Below are 22105 nucleotides of genomic sequence, written 5' to 3'. Positions count from 1 at the left end.
TTTAATTTTTAATTTTTAATTTTTAATTTTTAATTTTTAATTTTTAATTTTTAGTTATAAAAGCAATATGGGCAGGAATATTTCCTGCGGTTGTTTTCCATTTTAGTTTTCCATCTGGCGTAAAACAATAGATGTAGCCCGTTACGACATAATTTTGAGCGTCGGTAATGTAGATTTCTTTGGTTTCGGGATTAACTTGAAGTCCGTACGGAATCATGATTTTTTTGTCGGTTCCGTCTGTGATAATTTGGTTGGTAATTATCTTTTTGGTTTTGGTGTCCAAAATTCCGTAACTCACTTTATTACTGCCTGATAGGTAACCCCAAGAAACACTGTAGTAATACAGTAAATCATCAACCAAACAAGTTCCAGAAACAGGAATATCCAATTGCATTTTCTTTTCATCCGTCTGCGTATCAATCACAAAAAGATTAGATGGCGTGTTGTAATAATCGCCGCGTGAACTCACATAAATATCGCCGCGACTGTCAATTTGCATACTGTACAAATTAATGCCCACATCTATTTTTTTTATTTCTGTGAAAGTCGCCAGATCAATCACCGAAACGGTTCTATCGTAATTTGGAACTCTGTAACCGCCCGAATTGGCCACATATAATTTTCCGTTATGAATAACCATTTGTTCAGGCTGATAACCAACTGTTACTTTTCTTTTTATTTCTAATGAAGTAGTATCAATTTCAGCTACAAAACCGATTTCCGCATTCGGATTAATGGCGACTGGTCCCGAATACGAACTCACATACGCTTTGTCTTTATAAAAAGCCACATAACGGCAATTGGGAATATCTATTTTTTTAATGCGTTTTGCGGTCCATTTTTCTAAAACCTCAACTTTGTTGGAGCAATTTATGACTGCATAAACCTTATTTCCGTAGATTTTAATATCGTTTCCAACATCTCCCAATTCTTTTACAACCGAAGGATTTCGTTCGGAATAAACATCTGTAGTGTAATTTCCTGTTCTGTAATTAAAAACATCGAGGCTGGCGCGATTCATTCCCATATTTCCTTCGTTTAAAAGATAAAAACCTTCTATATTTCCATCACTTCTTGGCGCAGCAACGCTCACATCTGAAGAAAGAAATATCGTTTCGTCTTCTCGGCAGGAAATCATTAAAACCGTTATGGCAAAAACGAATAGTATTTTTAAAAAGCTCTTTTTCATAACTCAAAACTGATTATAAATTTGAATGTTCGCCCTGGCATCGGATAATTGTAGATTACTTCATATTGCTGATTAAAAGCATTATTGACTTCAACCGTTCCGTTTAATCTGTAGTTTTTGAATGCGAAAGATTTCTGAACAGCCAAATCGTGTGTGTACCAAGGCTGAACTTCATTGACTTTGATATTATTGACATTTCCGTTGTAGCGTTTTCCGACATAAATAAAGCTGTAATTGAAGTTCCAAGATTCGTAGTTGGCATTTAAAATTCCAGATCCGCTATGCCAAGGCGTATACGGAATCTGATCTCCATAAGAAGACATTTCTAAACCTACAAACTTTGTAAAATCTTGGCTTTGAGAATAGGTATACGTTAAATTCGCATCAAGTTTTAGCTTATTAAAATGAGTTGCCATATTCAAAACCGTTTCGATTCCTTTTCCTTTCACCTGTCCGATATTGGTCATCATCCATCGAAATAAATTTCCGGTTGGAGCGGCAACAATTTTGTCTTTTGTATTGGTATAATAAGCATCTGCCTGAAAAGAAAATTTATCGAAAAAGCTTTCTCTTGTGGGGAAATTATATGTAAAACCAACATCGTACTGATTCATATATTCGGGTCTCAAAGTGCTCGAACCAATCATGGTATAATACAAATCATTGAAAGTTGGCATTCTGAAAATACGTTTGGCAAAAGCTCTTAAATTGAAATCGTATTTTTTAAAAGGTGTGTAACCCAAAAATATAGCGGGAGTAAATTCGGTTTTATTAGGAGCTTTGGCGTTGTACTTTACCTCTTCGATAATACGGGTTGCGAGTACATTTCCTAAAACTTTAAAACCTTCATATCGGTATGAAGTTGCGAGAGAAACAACCGCTGTATAACGTTGTGGAAAAGAGAATTGTGTTTGGATTCCTCTTCTTGTGGCATTTAATTTATTGTATTGAAAATCGGTTGACAGCGAAACATCCCAAGTGGGTAAAATGCTGTACATATTAACTGCCGAGAAATAGGCTTCTTGCTGGTAATAACTATCATCTGATTGTGCACCCTCAGTTACGGTTTCGCCTAAAACATTGGTAGTATCTCTTGCAATGTAATGCGTGTAATCGTAGGCAAATTTTCCTTTTAACTGGAATTTATATTTTTCTGAAACGTCTTTCGTTAAAGAAGACTGTCCGAAAAAATTCTTATCAAATTGTCTGAAACCGTCTTTAAACTTATTTTCTACAATGGCTCCTGGCGCGCCACGTTCAGAATCATAATAATATACTTTAGCGTCCCAAGTTCCTTTGTTTATTTTTCCATACAAACCAGATTCAAATCGGAAGGCTTCTATATCACTATTCCATCGTGTAGCTGTAGTATCGTAGGCAATGCTTCCGTCTTGATTTTTTCTTTTGTATCTAAATTTATACTGTCCGTTTGATTTGATGTATTCAGAACTTACGCTTAAACTCACTTTATCACTCAACTTTTGCTCCCATCTAAAAGAAGGATCGTGATAATTGACAGACATTGTTTTGTAACGAACCAGTAGATTTGTTTTTTTATTGCCTGTAAAAACAGGACGTTTGGTTCGCAAATAAATCGTGGAAGCTGATGCAAAGTCTTTCGCTGACTGGAAAATTTCGCTTTTCTGACCATTGTACATCGTAAGCGATTCCATGTCGTCAAGCGAATATTTTCCTAAATCGGTTACGCCGTTTTGGGCGTTTCCAAGCTGAATTCCGTCATAAAAAACACCAACATGATGCGTTCCCATATTTCGAACATCAACCGTTTTGAGTCCGCCGACTCCGCCATAATCTTTAATTTGAGTTCCGGCAAAATAGCGAAGCGCATCGGCAACATTATGACTGGAAAGATTTTCGAGCAGAACGCCCGAGAGACTTTGTACAGGAATCACTTCCTGATAAGGTTTTCCTTTTAGAATAACTTCTTTCAAAACCCGCGAACTGTCAGTCACTGCTTGGGAATGAAGCAAAAAAGGAATCAATAAAATAAAAGCTGCTAAAAGCGTTTTTTTACAATTATACATCACGATTTTATTAAATAAACTTTGCGTGATGCCGTAATTATATAACAGTAGTAATCCCGCTATGCAATAGCAGGTTATTCTCTTGTCATCAACTTCATACCACGAAAGTTTTAAACTATGTGATCGTGGCAGGTCTCCTGACTTATTCTATCTTTAAACGGCCTTCTCATCCCGCAAAGCGGAACAATGGCATTAATATGTTTAAAGACTTTGTGTAGAACTTACAGTAGCGGGTCTGTTCAGGATTTGCACCTGATTCCCTTTTAACTGCTTATTTCAGATTGAAAAAAGCAGACCAAAATCTGGCGCAAATATATGACGCAGGTATGGTGTCTGCAAATAAGAATTTGATTTTTTGGAAAAACAAAAAAACCACTCCTAAAAAAGAGTGGTTTTAAACAGTCATGAAGGTGTTACTAACTCTATTTAAAAAAATAACCGATCGTTATTTGAAAAACTTTATTCTTCATATCGCTGTTAATAATATAATTGGTGTTTGCTGTTACATCTTTAAACACATTGGTATAAGACAAATTATATCTTGCATCTGCATAAAACTTGTCTTTAAACTGATAACCCAATCCAAAATTTACAGAAGCATCTACTCCATTTGAATAATCTTTTAAATCCATTTTTTCATGGTTATCGTAACCTAAAAAATTGTCTTGGTATTTGTTGTTTGCTTTAAGCAAAATTCCGACTTGTGGTCCCGCCTGAATGCTTAAACCTTTCACTACATAATATTTCAACATTACAGGAATGTTTAAATAGTTTAAGGCAATAGTGCTTTTGTAATTTGAATTTTGCACTTCTGGATCAGAATAAGACAATTTCATTCCCTGCTGGCTATACAATAACTCTGGTTGTACCGAAAAGTTTTTTGCCAAAGGAATTTCTGCCATTAAACCTGCAGTAAATCCTGTTTTAGAAGATGAATCTAATTCGTTTTCATCAAATGATAGGCTCGAAATATTTAAACCTGCTTTTACGCCCAGTTTTACCTTTTCGGTTTGAGCCATTGCACTTGCGCACATTAACAGTGCACAGATTATTAGCTTTGATTTTTTCATCGTATTTTTTTGTTTTTAAGAAGAGCAGTTCTACATGAGAACTGCCGTTTCTATCTGTAAATTTGTTACTTTTTAATAATCTTAGCTGTGTACTTTTTACCTTGTACGGTACAATCTAAAATGTAAACTCCAGTAGTCAATTGACTTACATTTACACTTGATGGAACTGCACTGTAAGTTTTACTCCAAACCGCATTTCCTTCCATAGAATAAATTTTCATTTCAGCTTCGCCTTCTGCTTTTTCAGCCAAGAAAATGTTTACATTATCTGCCGCTGGATTTGGGAACACTCTGAAAGAATTTGTCAGTTTTCCAATAAGCAATCCTTTAGATTCAATTGGAGCAGACATGCTTGTACAGCCATGCGCATTGGTTACTTGAAGACTATAGCTTCCTTCCCAAATTGTAGCAACTGTTTTTTCGTTTGCATTTGGTAAAAGTCTTCCGTTTAAGTACCACTGGTAACCTTCAGCATCAGCAGAAGCTGTAATTTTATTTCCTTCTAATGCCTGAATCTCCGGAACTGTATTTTCAAGAACATTGATCGTAGTTGTAAAAATTTTACCTAATCCGTGTTCATTGTAAACTGTTACATAATACTCACCGCTTTCTGTAGTCGTGAAAGTTGGATCTGTAGAACCATCAAACCATTCGTATGCGGCATAGTTTCCTGGATTTAATACTACTTCTGGGCCGCAAACGTCACCGCTTGGAAGATTAGATTCGAAAGTATCAAATACTACTGTTACTTTTTCGGTAAGAGTGCATCCGTTTTCCAATGTTGCCGTTACGCTATAATCTCCTGCTTTATCAACATTGATCGAATTTGTGCTTTCACCTGAACTCCATTTGTATGAAGTCGCTTCTAACTCTCTAGCCACAAGATTTCTTTCTGCATCCAGATACACACTTTTACCTGCATAAGCATGGATAACAGACGTGTCAAACATTTTAAAATCTGATGGTACTCCTTGATATACATAATTCTTGATGTTATTATTTTGTTCAATAGCATCATTCTCCATTTTTGCATTAATGGCAAATACATGAGAATCTCCAGAATCATCTAATTTAGGCTGTTTGATAAAAGTATACTCGATACTTTCGCCAACCGGAATTCCTGATGCAATGGCTTCTGAAATTTTTTCTGATGTATTAACATATTCTAAATCTAACTGGATAGAATTTTCTTTAATAGCAACTTGTCCTTCGTTTGTAAGTCTAACTTTTACTTCGCTATTGCCGCAAATATCTTTTGGAGATAAAATTTGAACAGAAACATCTAAAACAGGCTCGCTCATTATTTTAAGGTCGTCTAAAACCATATAAGAATATCCATCTGATTTTGCATGTCTAAAACGGAACAATACTGATTTTCCAGCGTATTTCGTAATATTCAATGCTGCTTTTTGCCACTCTGTATCTACGTAAGTTCCTTGATTTGTTGCTCTCCAAGCTTCAGTCCATTCTCCGCCAACTGGCTTAATATCTACAATTAAAGCATCATTAACATTGCTTTGCATAGCATAGTAAAACTCTAAAGCTGTAGTACTTTCAGACAGTTTATAAAGTGGAGAAATTAATTCGCTATAGTAATAATATCCTTCTAACTGACTGTATAATAGTTTTCCGCCAGCGTCTCCCGTTCTATTCTTCAAAGGAAGCGTAAGATTGATATTATCTGGAGTGGTAACCGCTCTCCATGGATAATTTTCATCACTTTGATTAGAAATAAACCCTTTTGATCCAAATATTGAACCTTGTGTCAGGCTAGAGAAATTCTCTTCGCTTAACTCCAATGCTTTTTCAGCAACTTGGAAAGATGCGGTAAGGCTTTTAACATTTGTATTTACCTCTCCGTCGGCAGTTGCCTGCACTTTAATTTCATAATTTCCAGCTGCTAATTTTGGAAGACCGTCTATTTTATAAACAAGAGTTTCTCCTTGTCGTATTGTTTTGGTTCTTTCTAATGAAACTGGTTCACCAATAGCGTTTCCGTTCTGAAGAATCTGATATTTAAAAGTAACTTTCTCCAATGTTTTATAAGCTACATTTCTTGCATTAATGTAAAACTCATGTGTAGGCACATCTTCGTAAACGGTTTCTCCCACAACTAAATTCGATAATTGAAAATTACTTTTAGTTGGAGTGATTTCAATATTATCTACTGCAAAACCATTCGCAAAAAAGCCGTTATCATTTTGCTGAAAAGCAACCTGCACGCAAGAATTTCCAGCATACGCACTTAAATCAACATTATATCCAAACCAAGCGCCATAATAAGGCATTTTAAATACTTCTTTCCAAGTGGTTCCTCCGTCAGTACTTACTTTTACATAACCGTCCGACCATTGCTGAGGATCTCCAAAACCATCAAATGATAAATGTGCTTCTTTGTAATTGGTTAAATCAAATACGGGAGAAACCAGCATATCGTTGGAAGCATCGCAATTGCATTTGTCATCATTACTTGCCATAAATTTGGTATGATCTGCAATAAACCATCCAGGAGAACCTAGATCTGCACGTACACCATGTTTCCATCCTGCAGAACCTTTATTCTCAGAAGTTCTCCATCCTTTGTATTTAGAAGCATCTTCAAAGTCCATTTTGTACGGAAGTACAGAAACTTTCATGTCTTCGTTATTCCAATTATCGTAAGTTAATGTTACAGCATTGTTTCCTTGTTTAAGGTCTTTTGCCATGTCTACAGGAAAAACAGAAACCGAAATGGTATGCTCTCCAACATTCTTTAAATTAATATTAGGAATAGAATAATTTATCGTGTCTTTAAACCTAGCGAAGTTTAAAGTTGTTTTTTCGATTTTTGAAAAAACTTCGACTTTCGCTGCATCAAGAACTTTAGTTGTGATATTAACTTCCTGACTTGCCGTAGCAAAATTGTTTGTTACTTTGGCAACTACTGCAGCATTATTATTATTGATATCACATTTACCAGCGTCTAATTTTGCAGATACAACTTCTAAATCGTAAGGGGCATCGCTTACCAAAATGTTATCTATAAATCCGCCTAAGAAACCGTCATAATAGTCATCTGATTTTACATGGAAACGAATAGCCGCTTTCTTTCCTGCCAATTCATTTAAACGAATTTGATACGGATCTTTTTTCAGACTATTATTTACTCCCGTAAACCAAGCACCATCAAATAAATCATTATTATGTTCGATTTCTGGATAATTAACTGTATTTATTTTTTTCCAACTTTTCCCTTTATCTTCCGAATATTCAACAATTAAACCATCGTACGTTCTATGCAGTAAATAATACAAATCGAACTCTACATACGGAGAAACCACATTGGTAAAATCAAAGATTGGCGATTCTAAAACGAAATCAGAATTAAGTCCCATTCTGTCAGTTCCTTTAAAATCTACCATTCCCCACATATATTGTGATTTAACGGTTCTAAACGATGCAGGATAATTTTGAAATACAAACTTCTGATTCCCGCTTAAAGCTTTTGTGTTCCATCCACCAGGCGTTCTCTCGAACCCTTCAGTATAAGGGAATTGTGTTATTACATTGCTGTAAGCCGCATTTATAATGCTATTATTTGTTGTAATAGGATCTTTATCATAGGTTACATAGGCTTCATAAGTGTGTAACCCTGCAGCTGATAAATCGACAGCAGTATCAAAAGTTATTTTCATTTCTGAATTTGCTTTGAAAGCAGTCTGCAATGTCACATCTTTCCAAATCGTTGTGCTTCCAGCTTTTGTATTGGCATATCCAACTTTTAAAACAGTTCCTGCTGGAATATCCTGACAGCCTAAATTAAAGATCGTAATAGCCGGAGTATAACTTGTTGTAAGCAAATCTCCTGTATACATAGGAAGATCTAAAGCCGTAGCTTTGATATCAAAATCTTTTTGTGCAGTGCCAACGAATATACCTGTAACAAAAGAATATCCTTCTTTAACGCCAAAATCTACAATAGGGTCAAGATCTACTTTAACTTCTACATAGCTCGTTGCATTTACTTGATATGGTATTTTGCTTTTTATTGCCACAGTTGTTTCTTCTCCAATTCCTAAATCTTTCGTAAAAGGAACATTACCATCATTGGTATAAAAAGTAATAAGTTTGCCAAGTGCGCTTGCCATGGCTCTTAATTTGAAATTTAAGCCTCCATCAGCTTTAATGATCGTAGTTCCTGTGTTTCTTAGTGTAATATAAAAAGGCTCATCTCCTTTTAATGGTCCACAAGATGTTGACGGATTTTCTACCGAAACAATGGTTATTTGTCGATCTGAATAAGCTGTACCTACACCAATCGCATACCAAGCATTAGTAACTTGTTTAAACTCTTCAGAACCTAAACCATACAAATCTTCTACAGCCATCAAAGATGCCTGACGCATGTCGCTGAAATTTGATGAAGGTGACAAATATTCTGTAAGCGTTAAATAAGCAATTTTCTCAGCCTTAGCCAATCCGATAGGTTTAACACTATAACTATTATTTAGGTCATTTACGCCTTCTCCTCCTTCTACTAACAGATAATACCAGTAATTGGTAATTCCACTGTTTTGGTGCACACCGCCATTATCATAACTTGTATTTGCTGGGTTTGTCCAAAATTCACCTCCATAAGTATCTGGTTGACCAGCCGCTTTTGGATTTGCCATACTTCTCAAACTTCCGTGAGAGTACAATTCGTCACCCAACAACCAAATATCCCTTTTACTATCTTTTGCGGCATAAAGCTCAATTGAAATCCCGAAAATATCACTAAAAGATTCATTCATTGCTCCAGATTCTCCCTGATAAATCAATCCTGCAGAGAATTGTGTTACAGCATGAGTCATTTCGTGTCCAGTAATTCCTAAACTCACAAAAGGCTGTTTGTCTCCGTCTCCAAACTGTGCCCATCCTCCTGTCCAAGAGGCATTTTGAACATTAGTTCCTAAATGTGCCAATGCAAAAATGGTCATTCCTTTATCGTCAACACTATTACGGTCAAATTTTTCTTCGTAATAGTTCAAAGTCTTTTGAATTCCCCAATGAATATCAATTGCAGCTTCGTCATGATCATTATTGTACAAATCATTCCAGTTGTTGTCTTCGTCGATATATTCTGTCAATACTTCGTCTGATGCGTGCTCAGCATGATTCATATTCAAAGTATACATTGGTACTTTATACTTTCCTACTAAATCCTCCAATCTGTAACCATCTGCATATTGAGTAGTTCCAAAAGTAACATCTCCAGCAAATCTCGCTTTTCCTTTACCAATTGCACTTCTTCCGTCAGCAATAGGCGAAGATGATGAACGAAGATCTCTGCTTAAATCAATTTTTAAAATGACTTTTCCAGTATTAGCATCAACGTAAATCGTTTGGCTCGATTGCGGATTTGTAGCAAAAACATCGTATTTCCATGCCAAATGATATTCTGTTAATTCTGAAGAAAAATTAGGCCCTACATAAACCAATTCCCCTTGTGGTTTTGTACTGATTTTTTTATGGACTAAAGACGATAGTTTTTTGCTCTGCCAAACATATTCTTTAGCGTTTACAGTATTTAATGCGCTTTGTAAAGCAGCCGATGCGTTTACTTTATAATTACTGTTTGCAGGCAATTTTTTACTGATATGTCCAAATGCTTCAATTTTGTTCTTGTTATCTCTCACTTTATAAATCGCACCTTCAACAGGAACAGCATTATGCGTTTGCTGATACGTTGCCAAACTTCTGCCATGTTTGTCTGAAACCGATCTCAGTTGCATTTTGTCTGCATTTGAAAGTTCAAAATCTGCTTTTTTAACTTCAAATACATTACGGATAGTTAAATTAGAAGATTTTGCAAAAGATCTCACTTTTGTGCTGTCTGTAGTTTGAAAATTTTTAGCTGTTGAAGCGCTTTCGCTTTTATTAAAAAGCTTCTGGCTTGCTTTTAATCTCTTATTTACATCATCACTTTCTTCCTGCGAAAGCGGTTTTCCATTTATGCTTTTTTGCGTCAAAAGAATATTGGCATCATCCTCTTGATTAGCATTTGAATCGTTGTTTTTCTGATAAACTTGATTCATTTTCTGATTAGCAGCTGGCGATTGTAAAGCCGTCTGCGCATTAGATGTTTTGTTTTTTGGCAAAGGTGACTGAGCCATTCCGACGGAACAGACCAAGAAACCTAACAAAAGAAACAAATACCTGGGTTTAGAGTAAATCTGGTTCATTTTTTTTAAATTTAAAATTAGTATTAAGGCTGCGAGTTAATAGTGCAAAACGGTTCGCAGAAAACCACAAAAGCAAGTCCTTAGAATCAATTCGGCGGTTGATTCTTAGAACTTGCTTTCGTTATTTTTTGTAGAATTTTTAAGAGCGCACTCTTCTTTGTTTTTGTTTCTTCTAAAAGCTCTTCCAAACTTTTATTCGGTTCTTCTTTTTTCGTGGTATTCATCAAACGTATTTATTACAATCGTTTGGTAAAAGTAGATGGACACTATAAGGCTCGAAAAAAAAGGACTAATGCAAAAACACTCTCTGGCAGAAAAGTATCACCAAAAAAACACTCATTTTATTTTAAACTTAACAAAATCAAAACGTTACCTTAAAATTTAATTTACATGTTTTCGGGTTTAAAAGAGTTTAGATAAGTGGAAAGATTTACTTTTTCGTTGGTTAAATCGAACTTTTTACGCAATCTAGTTCTGGCATTTTCTATCGATTTAAAAGATTGCCCTGTAATTTGGGAAATTTCTTTTGTAGTTAAATCTAAATAAAGAAGCGCACAAAGTCGGCGTTCTTTTGGTGTAAGTGTCGGATAATCGATGGTCAATTTATCGAAAAATGATTTATGAACCTGTTCAAAACTAATTTCAAATTCTTTCCAGATATCAGTATTCAAATCTTTTTCCAGACGCTTTAGCACAATGTCTATTGCCTGCTGTAATTCTTTATTTGGTGTTTTGAGTTTGATCTTTTTAAGATCCGTCAGGATTTCATTGATATTGTCTGTTCTATGTATTTCTGACATGGCTTTGCCAACCAAAACCATATTCTTAGCCTCAAGACTTTGTTTCAATTCCTGTTCTTTTGCTTTTAGCTTTTCTTTCTCCAGCTGGTTTTTAATATTTCGGTTTCGATAACGGATCAGCAAAAGAATCAAAGTCAAAATTCCGACAACCAATATTAATCCGACCACATAGTATTTAAACCTAGTTTTCTCTTCGACTAAAGTTCGTATCTGACTGCGAACTTTATAATCTTGTTCCAGCCTGATTCTTTCCAGATTTACAGCCTTTTGCTCAATATTAATGCTGTCGCTTATTTTATTATACTGCTGAAAATAGTACACCGCATTTTTATAATCCTGTTTCCTTAGATAAGCTTCATAAAGCATTTTATTGAGTCGCATACTTGCAAAACCAAAGGCTTTGTCTTTATCCAATTCTAGAGCTTTCTTTGCATATAAAATTGCTTCATCTAGCTTTTTTTCCTCCAGATTATAAGAAGAAAGTGACTCATAAGCAAATGCTTTTAGGGAATTATCGATTGGCGTATCAATTAATGAAAATGCTTTTTGAAAATAAAAATCAGCATTTTTATGATCTTTTTTTAAACCATAAGCTCGTGCCAAATTGGTATAAACATAAACTTTCAAAGTATTATCGTTTAATGTTCTTGCAATCGCATCGGCTTTATGATAATAATAGAGCGAAGAATCTAAACTTTTGCCAAGGAAAGTCGTGCCAATGTTGTTTAAGATTTTTACCAACTTATCAGACTCGTTCTTAGATTTTTGATAACGATATACTTTCAGGAAATATTTAAGCGCTTTTTCTTCGTTATTGCTCTTGGCGTAAACAATGGCAAGATTATTTTCTACTCGAGCAATTTCATCTACAACATTATTGCTTTTGTAAATTTCATAAGCTTTGAGGTAATATTGCAAAGTAATGTCTATAACATCTTTTGCATCATAGATTTGAGCCGCTTCTGCATAAACTTTTGCTAATGTCAAATCGGATTTTTCCGTTTTTTTTGCCTCGGCTTCTGCAAGTTCAATATATTTTACAGCTCTTTCCCAATCAGAATCCTGAAGTTTAGAAGCAATTTTGAGAGCCAAATCCACTTTTTTCTCATGATTATCAATAGTATTCAAACTATCAATCCATTCTTTTGTTGAAGATTGTGGATAAATATAAAAGGTGGTAAAAATAAAAAATATGCAAAGTATTCGACCCATCGTGTGTAAAAATGATAAAGATGGATTCAAAATTATAGAAAATTATCAGTAATTAAGCACAAACAGATGAAATAAACATTATTCTAGACAAACTCAAAAGTTAATCATGATTTACCATTTGGCGAAAAAGCAGTAATGTTCCGCTATTATCTTTTTTCCAAACATTCATACTTTTTCCTTTTACATTTCCATGATTGTCGCCATCATGCCAATCTACACTGTAAAACCCAAATTCTATAATTGCTGTTCTAGCATAGATAATTCCCGAAGTGAGAATCGAAATTTCATCAACACTTAAAGTTCCTGGCTTTTCATGTTCTATAAAATAGTCTGTAATTTCTTTTTCACCAGAAAGAATTGGTGTGTAATAGGTCAGATACATGGCATCAGGCATAAACATTTTCGCATGCTCTGCTCCTTGTCTATTTTTAACAAAATCTCTAATGGTATTATTTCGCTCTTTAATTTCAGATGCTAATTTGTCAGAAAAACTATATTCTTCCATTTTTGGAACAGAAGAATCATCGATATTAGGAATATTTTTATCATCAAAAGAACTTGTGGAGCCCCAGATTTCGGCAGCAATTGTTGGAGGCAAGCTCCTATTTGAAGACTTTTTCCATAAAACCGCATATTTGCCCGTGTACAAAAATGCATTCTGTTCATTTAGATTTAAGTTTTCATCAAAAGTTCCGATTTCTAAAATATAATTTCCAAAATCCTGCAAGTCCAGAATTTTTCTTTCATAAGATGTAATTTTTGCCTGAGCCAGCCATTGCTTATAAAAGTCTCGAATCGTTTTGCTGCCCACACGCTCTCTGCTGTGTTCTGGCATAAATATGGTTTGATCTGTATAAGCTTTTACTAAATCGCCCTGACTTCCTTTTACGAGAGCATTTGAAAATGAAGTATTATACTCTTCAATTTGTTTTTTAATAACCGAATCCATTTTACTTCCTTGAGCAAAACCAGCGAATGCAAAAAGGAAAAAGATAAAATTAAACCTATTCATATCTGAAGTTATTTAATTGAACAACAAATATATAAAATATTAACATTCAATAAATTACAACCAAAACAGACCTGACTAATGAAATTAACTTTCAGACAAAATTTTCGGTTTCTTCTATTAAATTTCTGATGATAATTTCAGTTGAAACGTCACTAAAACTAGTAATAGATTGTCCCATCCAAATGCTTACAAAATCTGCGTTTTGCTCCATTTTAGCTGTTTTTCTCAACTCCGCAGTCAGCTTATTTTGATACGGATACGGCAGCACAAATTCAGAATTTTCAATTTCTTTTATAAAAGTATTTCTAATTCCTCGCGCATACTTTCCTGTAAAACTTTTGGTTAAAACAATTTCATTTTCTTTTATATTTCTAAGCCGGTGCTTTTCAAAATCCTGTAAAGCACTTTCAGCACTTCCTAAAAACAGACTTCCAATCTGGAAACCATCTGCTCCCAAAGTTTTGGCTGCCAATAAAGTTTTGGCATTATAAATTCCACCTCCATAAATTACAGGAATATTTACAGCTTCCGTCACTTGAGAAAGCAGCGATAACCCACCAATTTGCGGAATCGTTTCTTCTAGAAAACTTCCTCTATGTCCTCCAGCTTCAATACCTTGAACACAAATAATATCAATACCACTATTTTCCAATACGATAGCTTCCTGAACAGAAGTACAAGTTCCAATCAGAATCACTTTATTTTCTTTGAAAGTTGCAATACTTTCCTGATCCAAATTTCCAAAAGTGAAACTCACAATTTTGCAGTTTTCCAATAAAATAGCTTCAATCTGATCGTGATAATCTGTAAGTTTGATTTCCTTTATATCAGGAAAATCGGTTTCAATGCCCAGTTTCTCAGTAAGTTTCTGCAGATGCTTTTTCGTTTTAGCGTAATCAGCTTCCAACTTTGGCGTAATAGGATCTATTTTATGTACAAAAATATTTACTGCGAAAGGTTTATCAGTCAATTTTCTTGTCGCTCTAATTAATTCGATACATTTTTCCGCAGGAAGATCTCCTAAAGCCAACGATCCTAAGGCTCCAGCATTGCTTGCAGCCGCGACCATTTCTGGAGTTGTAACACCTAGCATTGGCGCTTGTATAATCGGATAATCCGTTTTAAATAAATCGGTAAGAACATTTTTCCATTCCATACTATTTCATTTTTATTTGAAGAAAAACCATTTTAAAACATAAGATCTTCAAAATTTCAACAGAACATAAAGATAAGTCAGTTTCAGCAGAAAACATTCGAATTTCGCGTATAAAGACGTTAATTTTTCGACAAAAAAAACTTAATGATGCAATATTTGGTTTTATAAAATGTTTATATATAAAAGATTATGATGCATCTAATTTTTTTAAAATCAATACCACACAAGATTAATAGTTTAAAAACATGAAAAAAATATTTTTGATAATTGCCTTTGCTTCTTTTTCACTGCACAGTTTTGCTCAGGAATTGGACAATAAATTTAAATCGATTCCCGCAAAAAAATCTCCTGTAAAAGAAGTTATTCCGCCAGCAGAAGCTGCTCCTAAAGAAAACCCGCCAGTGCCTATTGAGAAACCAGCGCCATTGCAGGTTAATCCAGACGAGTTATTTAAAAACACTAATCTTTATAAACCAGAAGCGAATGTTGAGGGAATATTTTATAGAAGAAATCAGTTTTTAGGCAATTTCAACACTACCGCTGTTACTTCTACTATAATGTACCGCGATGCAGCTTTTGTAGACGGCGATAAAGTAAAAGTATATTTGAATGATAAAGTTATTGAGCCTGAAGTTTTTTTGAACGGCGATTTTAAAAGCGTCAAAATAAACTTGGAAAAAGGAATCAATAAAATAGACATTGAAGCTTTGAACGAAGGTTTTGCTTCTCCAAACACAGCCGAATTTAAGGTTTATGACGATAAAGGTCAGGTTATTTCGTCAAGCGAATGGAATGTTGGTACGGGCTATAAAGCCGTTATTGTATTAGTTAAAGAATAAAGCCTTAATATTAACACATAGAAACATAGATTATTGTTTCGCTAAAAAAGGCGTTTCACTTTCATTAATAAACATAATCTATGTGTAAATGATTTGTCATTTATTTTAAATCTCTTTTAAAAAGTAAAACAAACTTATGTTACTATGTGTTTAAAAAAACTATAGTTTTTTATATAGAAATCATAAAAAACACTTAAAACTGCTGACTTCGGCAGTTTTTTGTTTGTATATATGTAGTTAACTACGTAGTTTTGTACTCATCTTTAATTTTGAAATGCCATGCAGATTAAACCTATACAAAATGAGTACGAAAATGAAATCGTTGATCTCATATTAAACATTCAGCAAAAAGAATTTAATGTTCCTATTACTTTAGAAGATCAGCCCGATTTACAGGATATTGCAAACTTTTACTTTAAGCCAGGCGGGATTTTTCTGGGTGCTTTTATTGATGGAAAATTGGTTGGTACAATAGCTTTGGTAAAATTTAATTCAGAAGCTGCCGCTATCAGAAAAATGTTCGTCAAGAAAGAATTCAGAGGGAAAGAATTTCAAATTGCCCAGCAATTATTGGAGCAATTAATTGAATACAGCAAAGAAAACGGAATTAAAGACTTATATTTAGGAACGGTTACTTTATTGCAGGCTGCCTTGCGTTTTTATGAAAAAAATAGTTTTATAACTATACCAAAAGAAGCGCTTCCTGTTGATTTTCCGTTAATGAAACCTGACAATGTTTTTTGCCATTTAAAATTAAATCCATAACGATGAATATAATTGACGAAATTGGCATCTTAGCCATATCAACACGTTTGCAGCGTCTGAGCGAGCAATTACGCAAGGACGGAGCGCAGATTTACAGTTATTTTAATATTGATTTTGAACCAAAATGGTTTCCAGTGATTTACACTCTGCATGTAAAAGAAATGCTGAGTGTCGTTGAAATTGCAAATGAAATTGGCTATAGCCATCCGTCGACCATCAGTTTATTGAAAGAATTGGAGAAAGAAAAAATTATCAGTTCTAAAAAAGACAAACAAGACGAACGTAAAAGGCTCATCATATTAACGGCAAAAGGAAAAGAACTGGTTTCAAAAATGCAACCAGTTTGGAGTATTATGACAATAACACTGAACGAAATTACTAATACGCAAAACAATCTTCTAAGAGCAATTGAAGAAGCAGAACAGAATCTAACTCGTCAAGGTTTTTTGCAAAGAGCTATTGAAATAAAAAGCAAAAGCTAATCTTTGCCTGTAATTTTCTTTCTATGGTTGTGCCCCCATTTTGCAAGAGAATCAATGACCTCTTTTAAGGTATGTCCGTATTCTGTTAATTGATACTCAACCGTAACAGGTTGCGTATTAAGAACAGTTCTCGTTACCAATTGATTTTCTTCAAGGTTTTTTAATTCCCTACTCAGCATTTTTCCAGAAATGCCTTCAACTTCTCGCAATAAGTCAGTAAATCTCAATGTATTGAAGCATAATGATGCTATAATAGAAATTTTCCATCTTCCGTTTAAAATATACATGGCGTCATGTACTGCCATAATATGCTGATTGCACGATTTTTTATCGTGTATAGGTTCTTTTATCATGCTCTATTAGTAGGTTACCTCAATGTTACAGTTACTTTTGGTAATCAGATGACAAAAATACACTTAAAGTTTTTACATTTGAATACAATTTTAATCAATTAAAAAAGATGGCCTTAATAGATGCACTAAAGTGGCGTTACGCTACAAAAAAAATGAACGGACAAGCGGTTCCGCAAGAAAAAGTAGATTATATTCTTGAAGCTGCAAAACTAGCTCCTTCTTCTTCTGGTTTACAGCCTTATAAAATCTTTGTTATCACAAACCAAGAACTTAAAGAAAAACTAAGAGCAGTAAGTTTTGATCAAAGTCAGGTTACAGATGCTTCTCACGTTTTGGTTTGGGCTGCTTGGGACGCTTACAGCTTAGAGAAAATTTCTGCTGTATTTGATAAAACTATTGCAGAAAGAGGAATTCCTGCTGATGCAATGGACGAGTACAAACAAAGACTTTGGGGAATGTACGAGCCTCTTGGTCAAGAATGGCACGCTCATCATGCTGCAAAACAAGCTTATATTTCGTTTGGTATCGCAATCGCTGCTGCTGCTGAACAGCAAGTAGACGCAACTCCAATGGAAGGTTTTATTCCTGCTGAAGTAGATAAACTTTTGGGCTTAAACGAACTTGGTTTAAATAGTGTTTTAGTTCTACCTCTTGGTTATAGAGATGATGCTAACGACTGGTTGGTAAACTTGAAAAAAGTAAGAACTGCTCAAGAAGAATTTATAACAGAAATCAAGTAAAAAATTATTTTTTGCTTAAATGAAAATGCTTTTGAGAGGCGCATAAACGCTTTTCAGAAGCATTTTTTAGTTTAATCATTTCATTTTCAAACCAAAACAAAATTCAGCTGAAAGAACAAAAAATTGATTTTATCAGCCTTATGTTATTTTTTAATTATTGTATAAAAAAAGGTACGCATTACGGATAATTAAATAATATTGTATCCCTAATTTTGCCTTTATCCAAAACAATTCAATCTTATTTACAACAACTAAAATTCTAACGTTATGTCTGATTTTTTAACTCAATTTGGGGAAGACCTAAAAAAGAACGTCCCTGGGTTCATCGCAGTTTCTGTAGCTGAAATTGCAAGCGGCATGTCATACTATTCTCAATCTGTAGTGGCAGATTTTGACCCTGAATTAGCATCGGCTTATAATCTGGAAGTGGTAAAAGCAAAAATGAACGCTATTAAAGCTTTAGGTTTAAAAGAACAGGTAATTGATAACATTATGATTACATTAAGTTCTCAAATGCACATCATTGATGTATCTGACAATCAGGAGTATTTTATTTACCTGGCTGTAGATTCTACAAAAGCTAATTTAGGTATGACAAAATCTATCCTTAATAAGTACAAAAAAGAAATCGTAGCTAAATTATAACACAATTTTTACCCTTCGTAAAAAGGAATATTCATGAACGAATATTCCTTTTTATTTTTTATACAAATTGTTATTCGTTTCTTTTAAAATATTTTATATTTCGAAACGTAAATATGAATTTGTATTAATGGAGTTACGCGCCTATTTTGAAAAATATTCTGATGAAGCAACTTGCATTGAAGAGCTTAAAAACAAGCGTTTAGAAAACGGAATTTTGTGCAGGAAATGCGGACATAATGTGCATTCTTTCCGTCAGAATGATTTAAAATTTCAGTGTCGCAAATGTGGCAGCCGCATAAGTCTCCGCTCAGGAACAGTAATGGAAAACTCCAATCTTCCTATTCGATACTGGATGATCTGCATTGAATTGATGACGCTTTCGCATAGAAAATTATCTATTCTGAAAATTCAATATTTATTAGGACATAAAAGATACGAACCCATCTGGCTTATGGTTCAGAAAATTCGCTTGGTCATGAAAATCAGGGACGAAAAATATAGATTAAGAGCCTATTCTGAATTTGACCCAGAGTTTCTTCAAAAAATTGATAAACTCGCGCTAAAGAAAAAGGCTGAAGAATTGTGAATGATTAATTGTAAATGGTTAATTGTAAATGGTTAATTGTGAAATACAAGACTCTAATATATAGCCACAGATTAAAGGATTAAAATGATTTTTAAAAATCTGTGCTAATCTTATAATCTGTGGCTTTATAATTCTATTTTCTGATTGCTTTGGAAAATTCACAATTAACCATTCACCATTCACAATTAGTCTTATTTTTTCTTGTTTTTCTTTGCTTTAGATCTTTTTGCTTTGTTTTTAGCGATCTTTTTAGCTTTTGCTTTTTCCTTCGCTTTTTTGGCTTTGGCTTTCTTTTTCGCTTTCGCTTTTAATTTTGCTTTTTTAGCCTTCTCTTTCTTCTTGTCTTTTGCTTTTTCTTTTTTCTTAGCAGCTACTTTTTTCTTTTTCTCTTTTTTCTCTTTTTCTTTGTCTTTCATCTTTTTATTTTTTTTAGATTTTGGCTGGTCTCCGTTTTCTTCTGATTCTGCCTCAGACACCGTTTCTTCAACTTCAGTTTCTATTGTTATTTCTTCAGTTGCCGTTTCTTTTTCAGCTGTTTTTTTTGGAGCCCTTTTAGGTTTTGGTTTTGATATTTCAACAGTCGATTCTGTTTCTGAAATCGTAGTCTCTTGCTGTTCGTTTTCTTTGTTTGAGATAACTGGAGCAACTTCTACTTCCTGATCGATTTCATTGGCAAGTACTTCTTTTGTCATTATTCTGTTAATTTTAAGAAATTGATTAAATTTATTTTTAATTAAACTAATTTTTAATGTTATTAAATCATTAAATTAACATCAAAAAATAATAAACAAAGATAGATTGAAAAACCTATTCGCCAATGTTAAGTTTTTCGTGGAAACAAAAAACCTAATGTACAACCCTAAAAATCAAACACTTATCCAATGTTAAGTTTTTCGAGGCTGTTTTTATGAATTCCAAAACACCTTTACAGCCTTTTTATCGTTGTTTTTTCTTTATCATAATGAATGCTGAATTTCATAATTTCACTTTAAATTTGATAAAATGATTCACGATTTAAAATATCAATCCATTAAACCCAGCAAAAATCTCTCAGATTTTGTAGATAGTTTTTGGTGTATGGAGAACAAATCGGATCAAACTATAGAGACAATCGGTCTTCCCGACGGACGAATTGATTTATCGGTTATAAAAACTCCTGAAACCTCCTTTCAAATTAGACTTCTAGGTTTAGGCACTCAGCAATATGAAAAAGGGAAAATTCCGGCTAACAGTCTAACCTTCGTTATCAGTTTTAAACTTCTTGCCACGGAATATATTTTTCATGAAAGCATTGAAGATCTTTTAAATTCTGGAAAAATACTGAATTCAGATTTTTGGGATTTTAATGAAAATGATTTAGAAAATTTTGAATTGTTCTGTGAAAAAGCCTCTGCAAAAATTCATTCCTTATTACTCAAAGAAGTAGACAACAGGAAACAAAAGCTATTTCATCTTATCTATGAAACCAAAGGAACAATGACCGTAAAAGAGCTATCTGAAAAAGCGAACTGGAGCAGCCGTCAAATCAACAGATATTTTAATCAATATTTTGGAATTTCGTTAAAAGCATATTGCTCCATACTTCGATTTCGAGCTTCTTTGGAACATATAGCAAAAGGCAAACTTTTTCCAGAAGAGAACTTCTCTGATCAGACTCATTTTATTAAAGAAGTCAAGAAAATTTCGGGTTCACTTCCGAAAGAACTTTTTCAAAACAAAAACGACCGATTTATACTATTATCGGCTCTCTCCTCTCAATAATTTTGCAACATAGATTTTAAATACAAAACTATGTTACTAGAAAATAAGCAAGTTGCCATTATTGGCGGTGGAATGGGCGGTTTAATGTTAGCCCGTCTTTTACAATTACAAAATAGTATTGTAAAGGTTTATGAAAGAGACCTCAACTCAGAAGTTCGTGTAAAGGGATCTCCATTAGATTTACATGAAGATTCAGGTTTGATAGCCATGAAGGAAGCTAATTTATTAGATGAATTTTATAAAAATATTAGACCAAATGCCAGCAAAGCTCGAATTGTGAATCAGAATTTTGAATTGAAATTTGACGAACACACTATTCAGAAAGGCATTTTTCAAACAAATTCAGAAAACCATCAAGATTCACTTCAAGATATTTCAAAACCACGTCCAGAAATAGACCGTTCTGTTCTTCGAAATATTTTATTAAACTCTCTTTCTCCTGATTCCATTGTTTGGGACAGCCAGTTTATTTCTATGGAAAAAGAAAATAACGGCTGGCGAGTGTATTTTAAGAATGGAACAAATCTTTATGCAGATTTGGTAATTGCTGCAGACGGCGCAAATTCAAAAGTGCGCCCTTATATAAGCACAGAAAAACCCATTTACTCTGGAATTACTATGATTGAGGGCACAATTTATAATGCCAAAGAAAATGCTCCCAATCTTTTTGAGTTTTCTAAAGGTGGAAAAGTTCTTGCCTTAGGAAAGGAACAAACCATTATGTACGGCACAAAAGGAGATGGCTCTCTGATGTTTCTACTTAGCAGTAAAATTCCCGAAAGTTGGATTGCAGAAAATGATTTGGATTTTAAAAACAATAAACAGATTTTCGATTGGTTTAAACAGATCTACAAAGATTGGGGCTCTGAATGGGATGAGTTGTTTAAGAGTAAAGAATTATACTTTATTCCGCGTCCGCAATATTATTTTCCGTTTAATCAATCTTGGGAAACGCAGGAAAACTTAACCATGATTGGCGACGCTGCACATAGAATGCCTCCTTTTGCTGGAAAAGGCGCTAATCTGGCTTTGCTCGATGCTTTTGAATTGGCTAATTGCTTAACAAATAATCAATTTTCTGATATGAAAACTGCTATTTCTTATTTTGAAAAGCGCATGCTGGAGAGAGCTGAAAAAGCCTTAGAAAATACTTTAAAAAACGCCAAACAACTGCATTCTGAAAATGCTTTAGAAAAACTACTTTCTATATTTGGCAAAACAGCTTAAACTTAATTCTTTTTATTTCA

The 22105-nt window shown here is 34.0% G+C and carries 16 protein-coding genes, 1 pseudogene and 1 riboswitch; of the genes and pseudogenes, 8 read left to right on the top strand and 9 right to left on the bottom strand.

All coding sequences use genetic code 11. The features are described from left to right. Nucleotides 1-43 precede the first annotated feature (43 nt). From PQ463_RS03990 to PQ463_RS03960, 7 genes are all read right to left on the bottom strand, one after another. On the bottom strand, nucleotides 44-1189 hold the full coding sequence (locus tag PQ463_RS03990) for a YncE family protein (RefSeq protein ID WP_274256406.1): 1146 nt from the start codon (nucleotides 1187-1189) through the stop codon (nucleotides 44-46). Further along, entirely contained in the window at nucleotides 1186-3234 is a 2049-nt protein-coding gene (locus PQ463_RS03985; protein ID WP_274256405.1) for a TonB-dependent receptor, read from the bottom strand. The genes PQ463_RS03990 and PQ463_RS03985 overlap by 4 nt, the downstream gene beginning before the upstream one ends. Before the next feature lie 110 nt (nucleotides 3235-3344). Further along, a riboswitch (cobalamin riboswitch) is annotated at nucleotides 3345-3549 on the bottom strand. Between the two features lie 107 nt (nucleotides 3550-3656). After that, on the bottom strand, nucleotides 3657-4304 hold the full coding sequence (locus PQ463_RS03980; RefSeq protein ID WP_274256404.1) for a porin family protein: 648 nt from the start codon (nucleotides 4302-4304) through the stop codon (nucleotides 3657-3659). A 65-nt stretch (nucleotides 4305-4369) separates the two neighbouring features. Further along, on the bottom strand, nucleotides 4370-10507 hold the full coding sequence (locus PQ463_RS03975) for a M4 family metallopeptidase (protein ID WP_274256403.1): 6138 nt from the start codon (nucleotides 10505-10507) through the stop codon (nucleotides 4370-4372). A 386-nt stretch (nucleotides 10508-10893) separates the two neighbouring features. Continuing rightward, entirely contained in the window at nucleotides 10894-12519 is a 1626-nt protein-coding gene (locus tag PQ463_RS03970) for a tetratricopeptide repeat protein (protein WP_274256402.1), read from the bottom strand. Nucleotides 12520-12619: 100 nt separating this feature from the next. Further along, nucleotides 12620-13531 carry a Cif family virulence factor gene (locus PQ463_RS03965; protein WP_274256401.1) on the bottom strand — a complete coding sequence of 304 codons (912 nt, stop codon included), beginning with the start codon at nucleotides 13529-13531 and terminating at the stop codon, nucleotides 12620-12622. A gap of 91 nt (nucleotides 13532-13622) precedes the next feature. Next, a complete protein-coding gene (locus PQ463_RS03960) occupies nucleotides 13623-14687 on the bottom strand; it encodes an NAD(P)H-dependent flavin oxidoreductase (protein ID WP_274256400.1) in 1065 nt (354 codons plus the stop codon). A 245-nt stretch (nucleotides 14688-14932) separates the two neighbouring features. Between PQ463_RS03960 and PQ463_RS03955 the strand changes: the two genes are divergently transcribed. The 3 genes from PQ463_RS03955 to PQ463_RS03945 all read left to right on the top strand — a co-directional run bounded on the left by PQ463_RS03955 (nucleotide 14933) and on the right by PQ463_RS03945 (nucleotide 16773). Then, nucleotides 14933-15526 (top strand): hypothetical protein, encoded by a 594-nt coding sequence (locus tag PQ463_RS03955; RefSeq protein ID WP_274256398.1) that lies wholly within the window; start codon nucleotides 14933-14935, stop codon nucleotides 15524-15526. 279 nt (nucleotides 15527-15805) lie between these two features. Beyond that, the gene (locus PQ463_RS03950) at nucleotides 15806-16291 is read left to right on the top strand and encodes a GNAT family N-acetyltransferase (RefSeq protein WP_274256397.1); all 486 of its coding nucleotides are present in this window, start codon (nucleotides 15806-15808) and stop codon (nucleotides 16289-16291) included. Nucleotides 16292-16293: 2 nt separating this feature from the next. After that, nucleotides 16294-16773 carry a MarR family winged helix-turn-helix transcriptional regulator gene (locus PQ463_RS03945; RefSeq protein ID WP_274256395.1) on the top strand — a complete coding sequence of 160 codons (480 nt, stop codon included), beginning with the start codon at nucleotides 16294-16296 and terminating at the stop codon, nucleotides 16771-16773. Here PQ463_RS03945 and PQ463_RS03940 read toward each other — a convergent pair. Beyond that, nucleotides 16770-17126 carry a winged helix-turn-helix transcriptional regulator gene (locus PQ463_RS03940; RefSeq protein WP_274256394.1) on the bottom strand — a complete coding sequence of 119 codons (357 nt, stop codon included), beginning with the start codon at nucleotides 17124-17126 and terminating at the stop codon, nucleotides 16770-16772. The two genes, PQ463_RS03945 and PQ463_RS03940, sit on opposite strands and share 4 nt — an antisense overlap. 107 nt (nucleotides 17127-17233) lie before the next feature. On the opposite strand from PQ463_RS03940, the gene PQ463_RS03935 reads away from it, so the two are divergent. From PQ463_RS03935 to PQ463_RS03925, 3 genes and pseudogenes are all read left to right on the top strand, one after another. Then, on the top strand, nucleotides 17234-17866 hold the full coding sequence (locus PQ463_RS03935) for a nitroreductase family protein (RefSeq protein WP_274256393.1): 633 nt from the start codon (nucleotides 17234-17236) through the stop codon (nucleotides 17864-17866). A 267-nt stretch (nucleotides 17867-18133) separates the two neighbouring features. Then, a complete protein-coding gene (locus PQ463_RS03930; protein ID WP_111376464.1) occupies nucleotides 18134-18511 on the top strand; it encodes a hypothetical protein in 378 nt (125 codons plus the stop codon). Between the two features lie 127 nt (nucleotides 18512-18638). Then, nucleotides 18639-19088: pseudogene (locus tag PQ463_RS03925) on the top strand (transposase); the annotation flags it as partial. 200 nt (nucleotides 19089-19288) lie between these two features. Here PQ463_RS03925 and PQ463_RS03920 read toward each other — a convergent pair. Continuing rightward, a complete protein-coding gene (locus PQ463_RS03920; protein ID WP_274256392.1) occupies nucleotides 19289-19789 on the bottom strand; it encodes a hypothetical protein in 501 nt (166 codons plus the stop codon). A 310-nt stretch (nucleotides 19790-20099) separates the two neighbouring features. On the opposite strand from PQ463_RS03920, the gene PQ463_RS03915 reads away from it, so the two are divergent. Together PQ463_RS03915 and PQ463_RS03910 are read left to right on the top strand one after the other, a co-directional pair. Continuing rightward, nucleotides 20100-20858, top strand: coding sequence for a helix-turn-helix domain-containing protein (locus tag PQ463_RS03915; protein WP_274256391.1), 759 nt, complete (start codon nucleotides 20100-20102; stop codon nucleotides 20856-20858). A 30-nt stretch (nucleotides 20859-20888) separates the two neighbouring features. Next, entirely contained in the window at nucleotides 20889-22085 is a 1197-nt protein-coding gene (locus PQ463_RS03910) for an FAD-dependent oxidoreductase (protein ID WP_274256390.1), read from the top strand. The last annotated feature ends 20 nt before the right edge of the window (nucleotides 22086-22105 follow it).

It is taken from the genome of Flavobacterium sp. KACC 22763 (assembly GCF_028736155.1).
Classification (GTDB): domain Bacteria; phylum Bacteroidota; class Bacteroidia; order Flavobacteriales; family Flavobacteriaceae; genus Flavobacterium.
This window is presented reverse-complemented; position numbering and strand designations above follow the sequence as displayed.

Excerpts from the sequence above, each read along its gene's own strand:
- PQ463_RS03990 (WP_274256406.1), bottom strand. The coding sequence starts at position 1,189 with ATGAAAAAGAGCTTTTTAAAAATACTATTCGTTTTTGCCATAACGGTT.
- PQ463_RS03985 (WP_274256405.1), bottom strand. The coding sequence starts at position 3,234 with ATGTATAATTGTAAAAAAACGCTTTTAGCAGCTTTTATTTTATTGATT.
- PQ463_RS03980 (WP_274256404.1), bottom strand. The coding sequence starts at position 4,304 with ATGAAAAAATCAAAGCTAATAATCTGTGCACTGTTAATGTGCGCAAGT.
- PQ463_RS03975 (WP_274256403.1), bottom strand. The coding sequence starts at position 10,507 with ATGAACCAGATTTACTCTAAACCCAGGTATTTGTTTCTTTTGTTAGGT.
- PQ463_RS03970 (WP_274256402.1), bottom strand. The coding sequence starts at position 12,519 with ATGGGTCGAATACTTTGCATATTTTTTATTTTTACCACCTTTTATATT.
- PQ463_RS03965 (WP_274256401.1), bottom strand. The coding sequence starts at position 13,531 with ATGAATAGGTTTAATTTTATCTTTTTCCTTTTTGCATTCGCTGGTTTT.
- PQ463_RS03960 (WP_274256400.1), bottom strand. The coding sequence starts at position 14,687 with ATGGAATGGAAAAATGTTCTTACCGATTTATTTAAAACGGATTATCCG.
- PQ463_RS03955 (WP_274256398.1), top strand. The coding sequence starts at position 14,933 with ATGAAAAAAATATTTTTGATAATTGCCTTTGCTTCTTTTTCACTGCAC.
- PQ463_RS03950 (WP_274256397.1), top strand. The coding sequence starts at position 15,806 with ATGCAGATTAAACCTATACAAAATGAGTACGAAAATGAAATCGTTGAT.
- PQ463_RS03945 (WP_274256395.1), top strand. The coding sequence starts at position 16,294 with ATGAATATAATTGACGAAATTGGCATCTTAGCCATATCAACACGTTTG.
- PQ463_RS03940 (WP_274256394.1), bottom strand. The coding sequence starts at position 17,126 with ATGATAAAAGAACCTATACACGATAAAAAATCGTGCAATCAGCATATT.
- PQ463_RS03935 (WP_274256393.1), top strand. The coding sequence starts at position 17,234 with ATGGCCTTAATAGATGCACTAAAGTGGCGTTACGCTACAAAAAAAATG.
- PQ463_RS03930 (WP_111376464.1), top strand. The coding sequence starts at position 18,134 with ATGTCTGATTTTTTAACTCAATTTGGGGAAGACCTAAAAAAGAACGTC.
- PQ463_RS03920 (WP_274256392.1), bottom strand. The coding sequence starts at position 19,789 with ATGACAAAAGAAGTACTTGCCAATGAAATCGATCAGGAAGTAGAAGTT.
- PQ463_RS03915 (WP_274256391.1), top strand. The coding sequence starts at position 20,100 with ATGATTCACGATTTAAAATATCAATCCATTAAACCCAGCAAAAATCTC.
- PQ463_RS03910 (WP_274256390.1), top strand. The coding sequence starts at position 20,889 with ATGTTACTAGAAAATAAGCAAGTTGCCATTATTGGCGGTGGAATGGGC.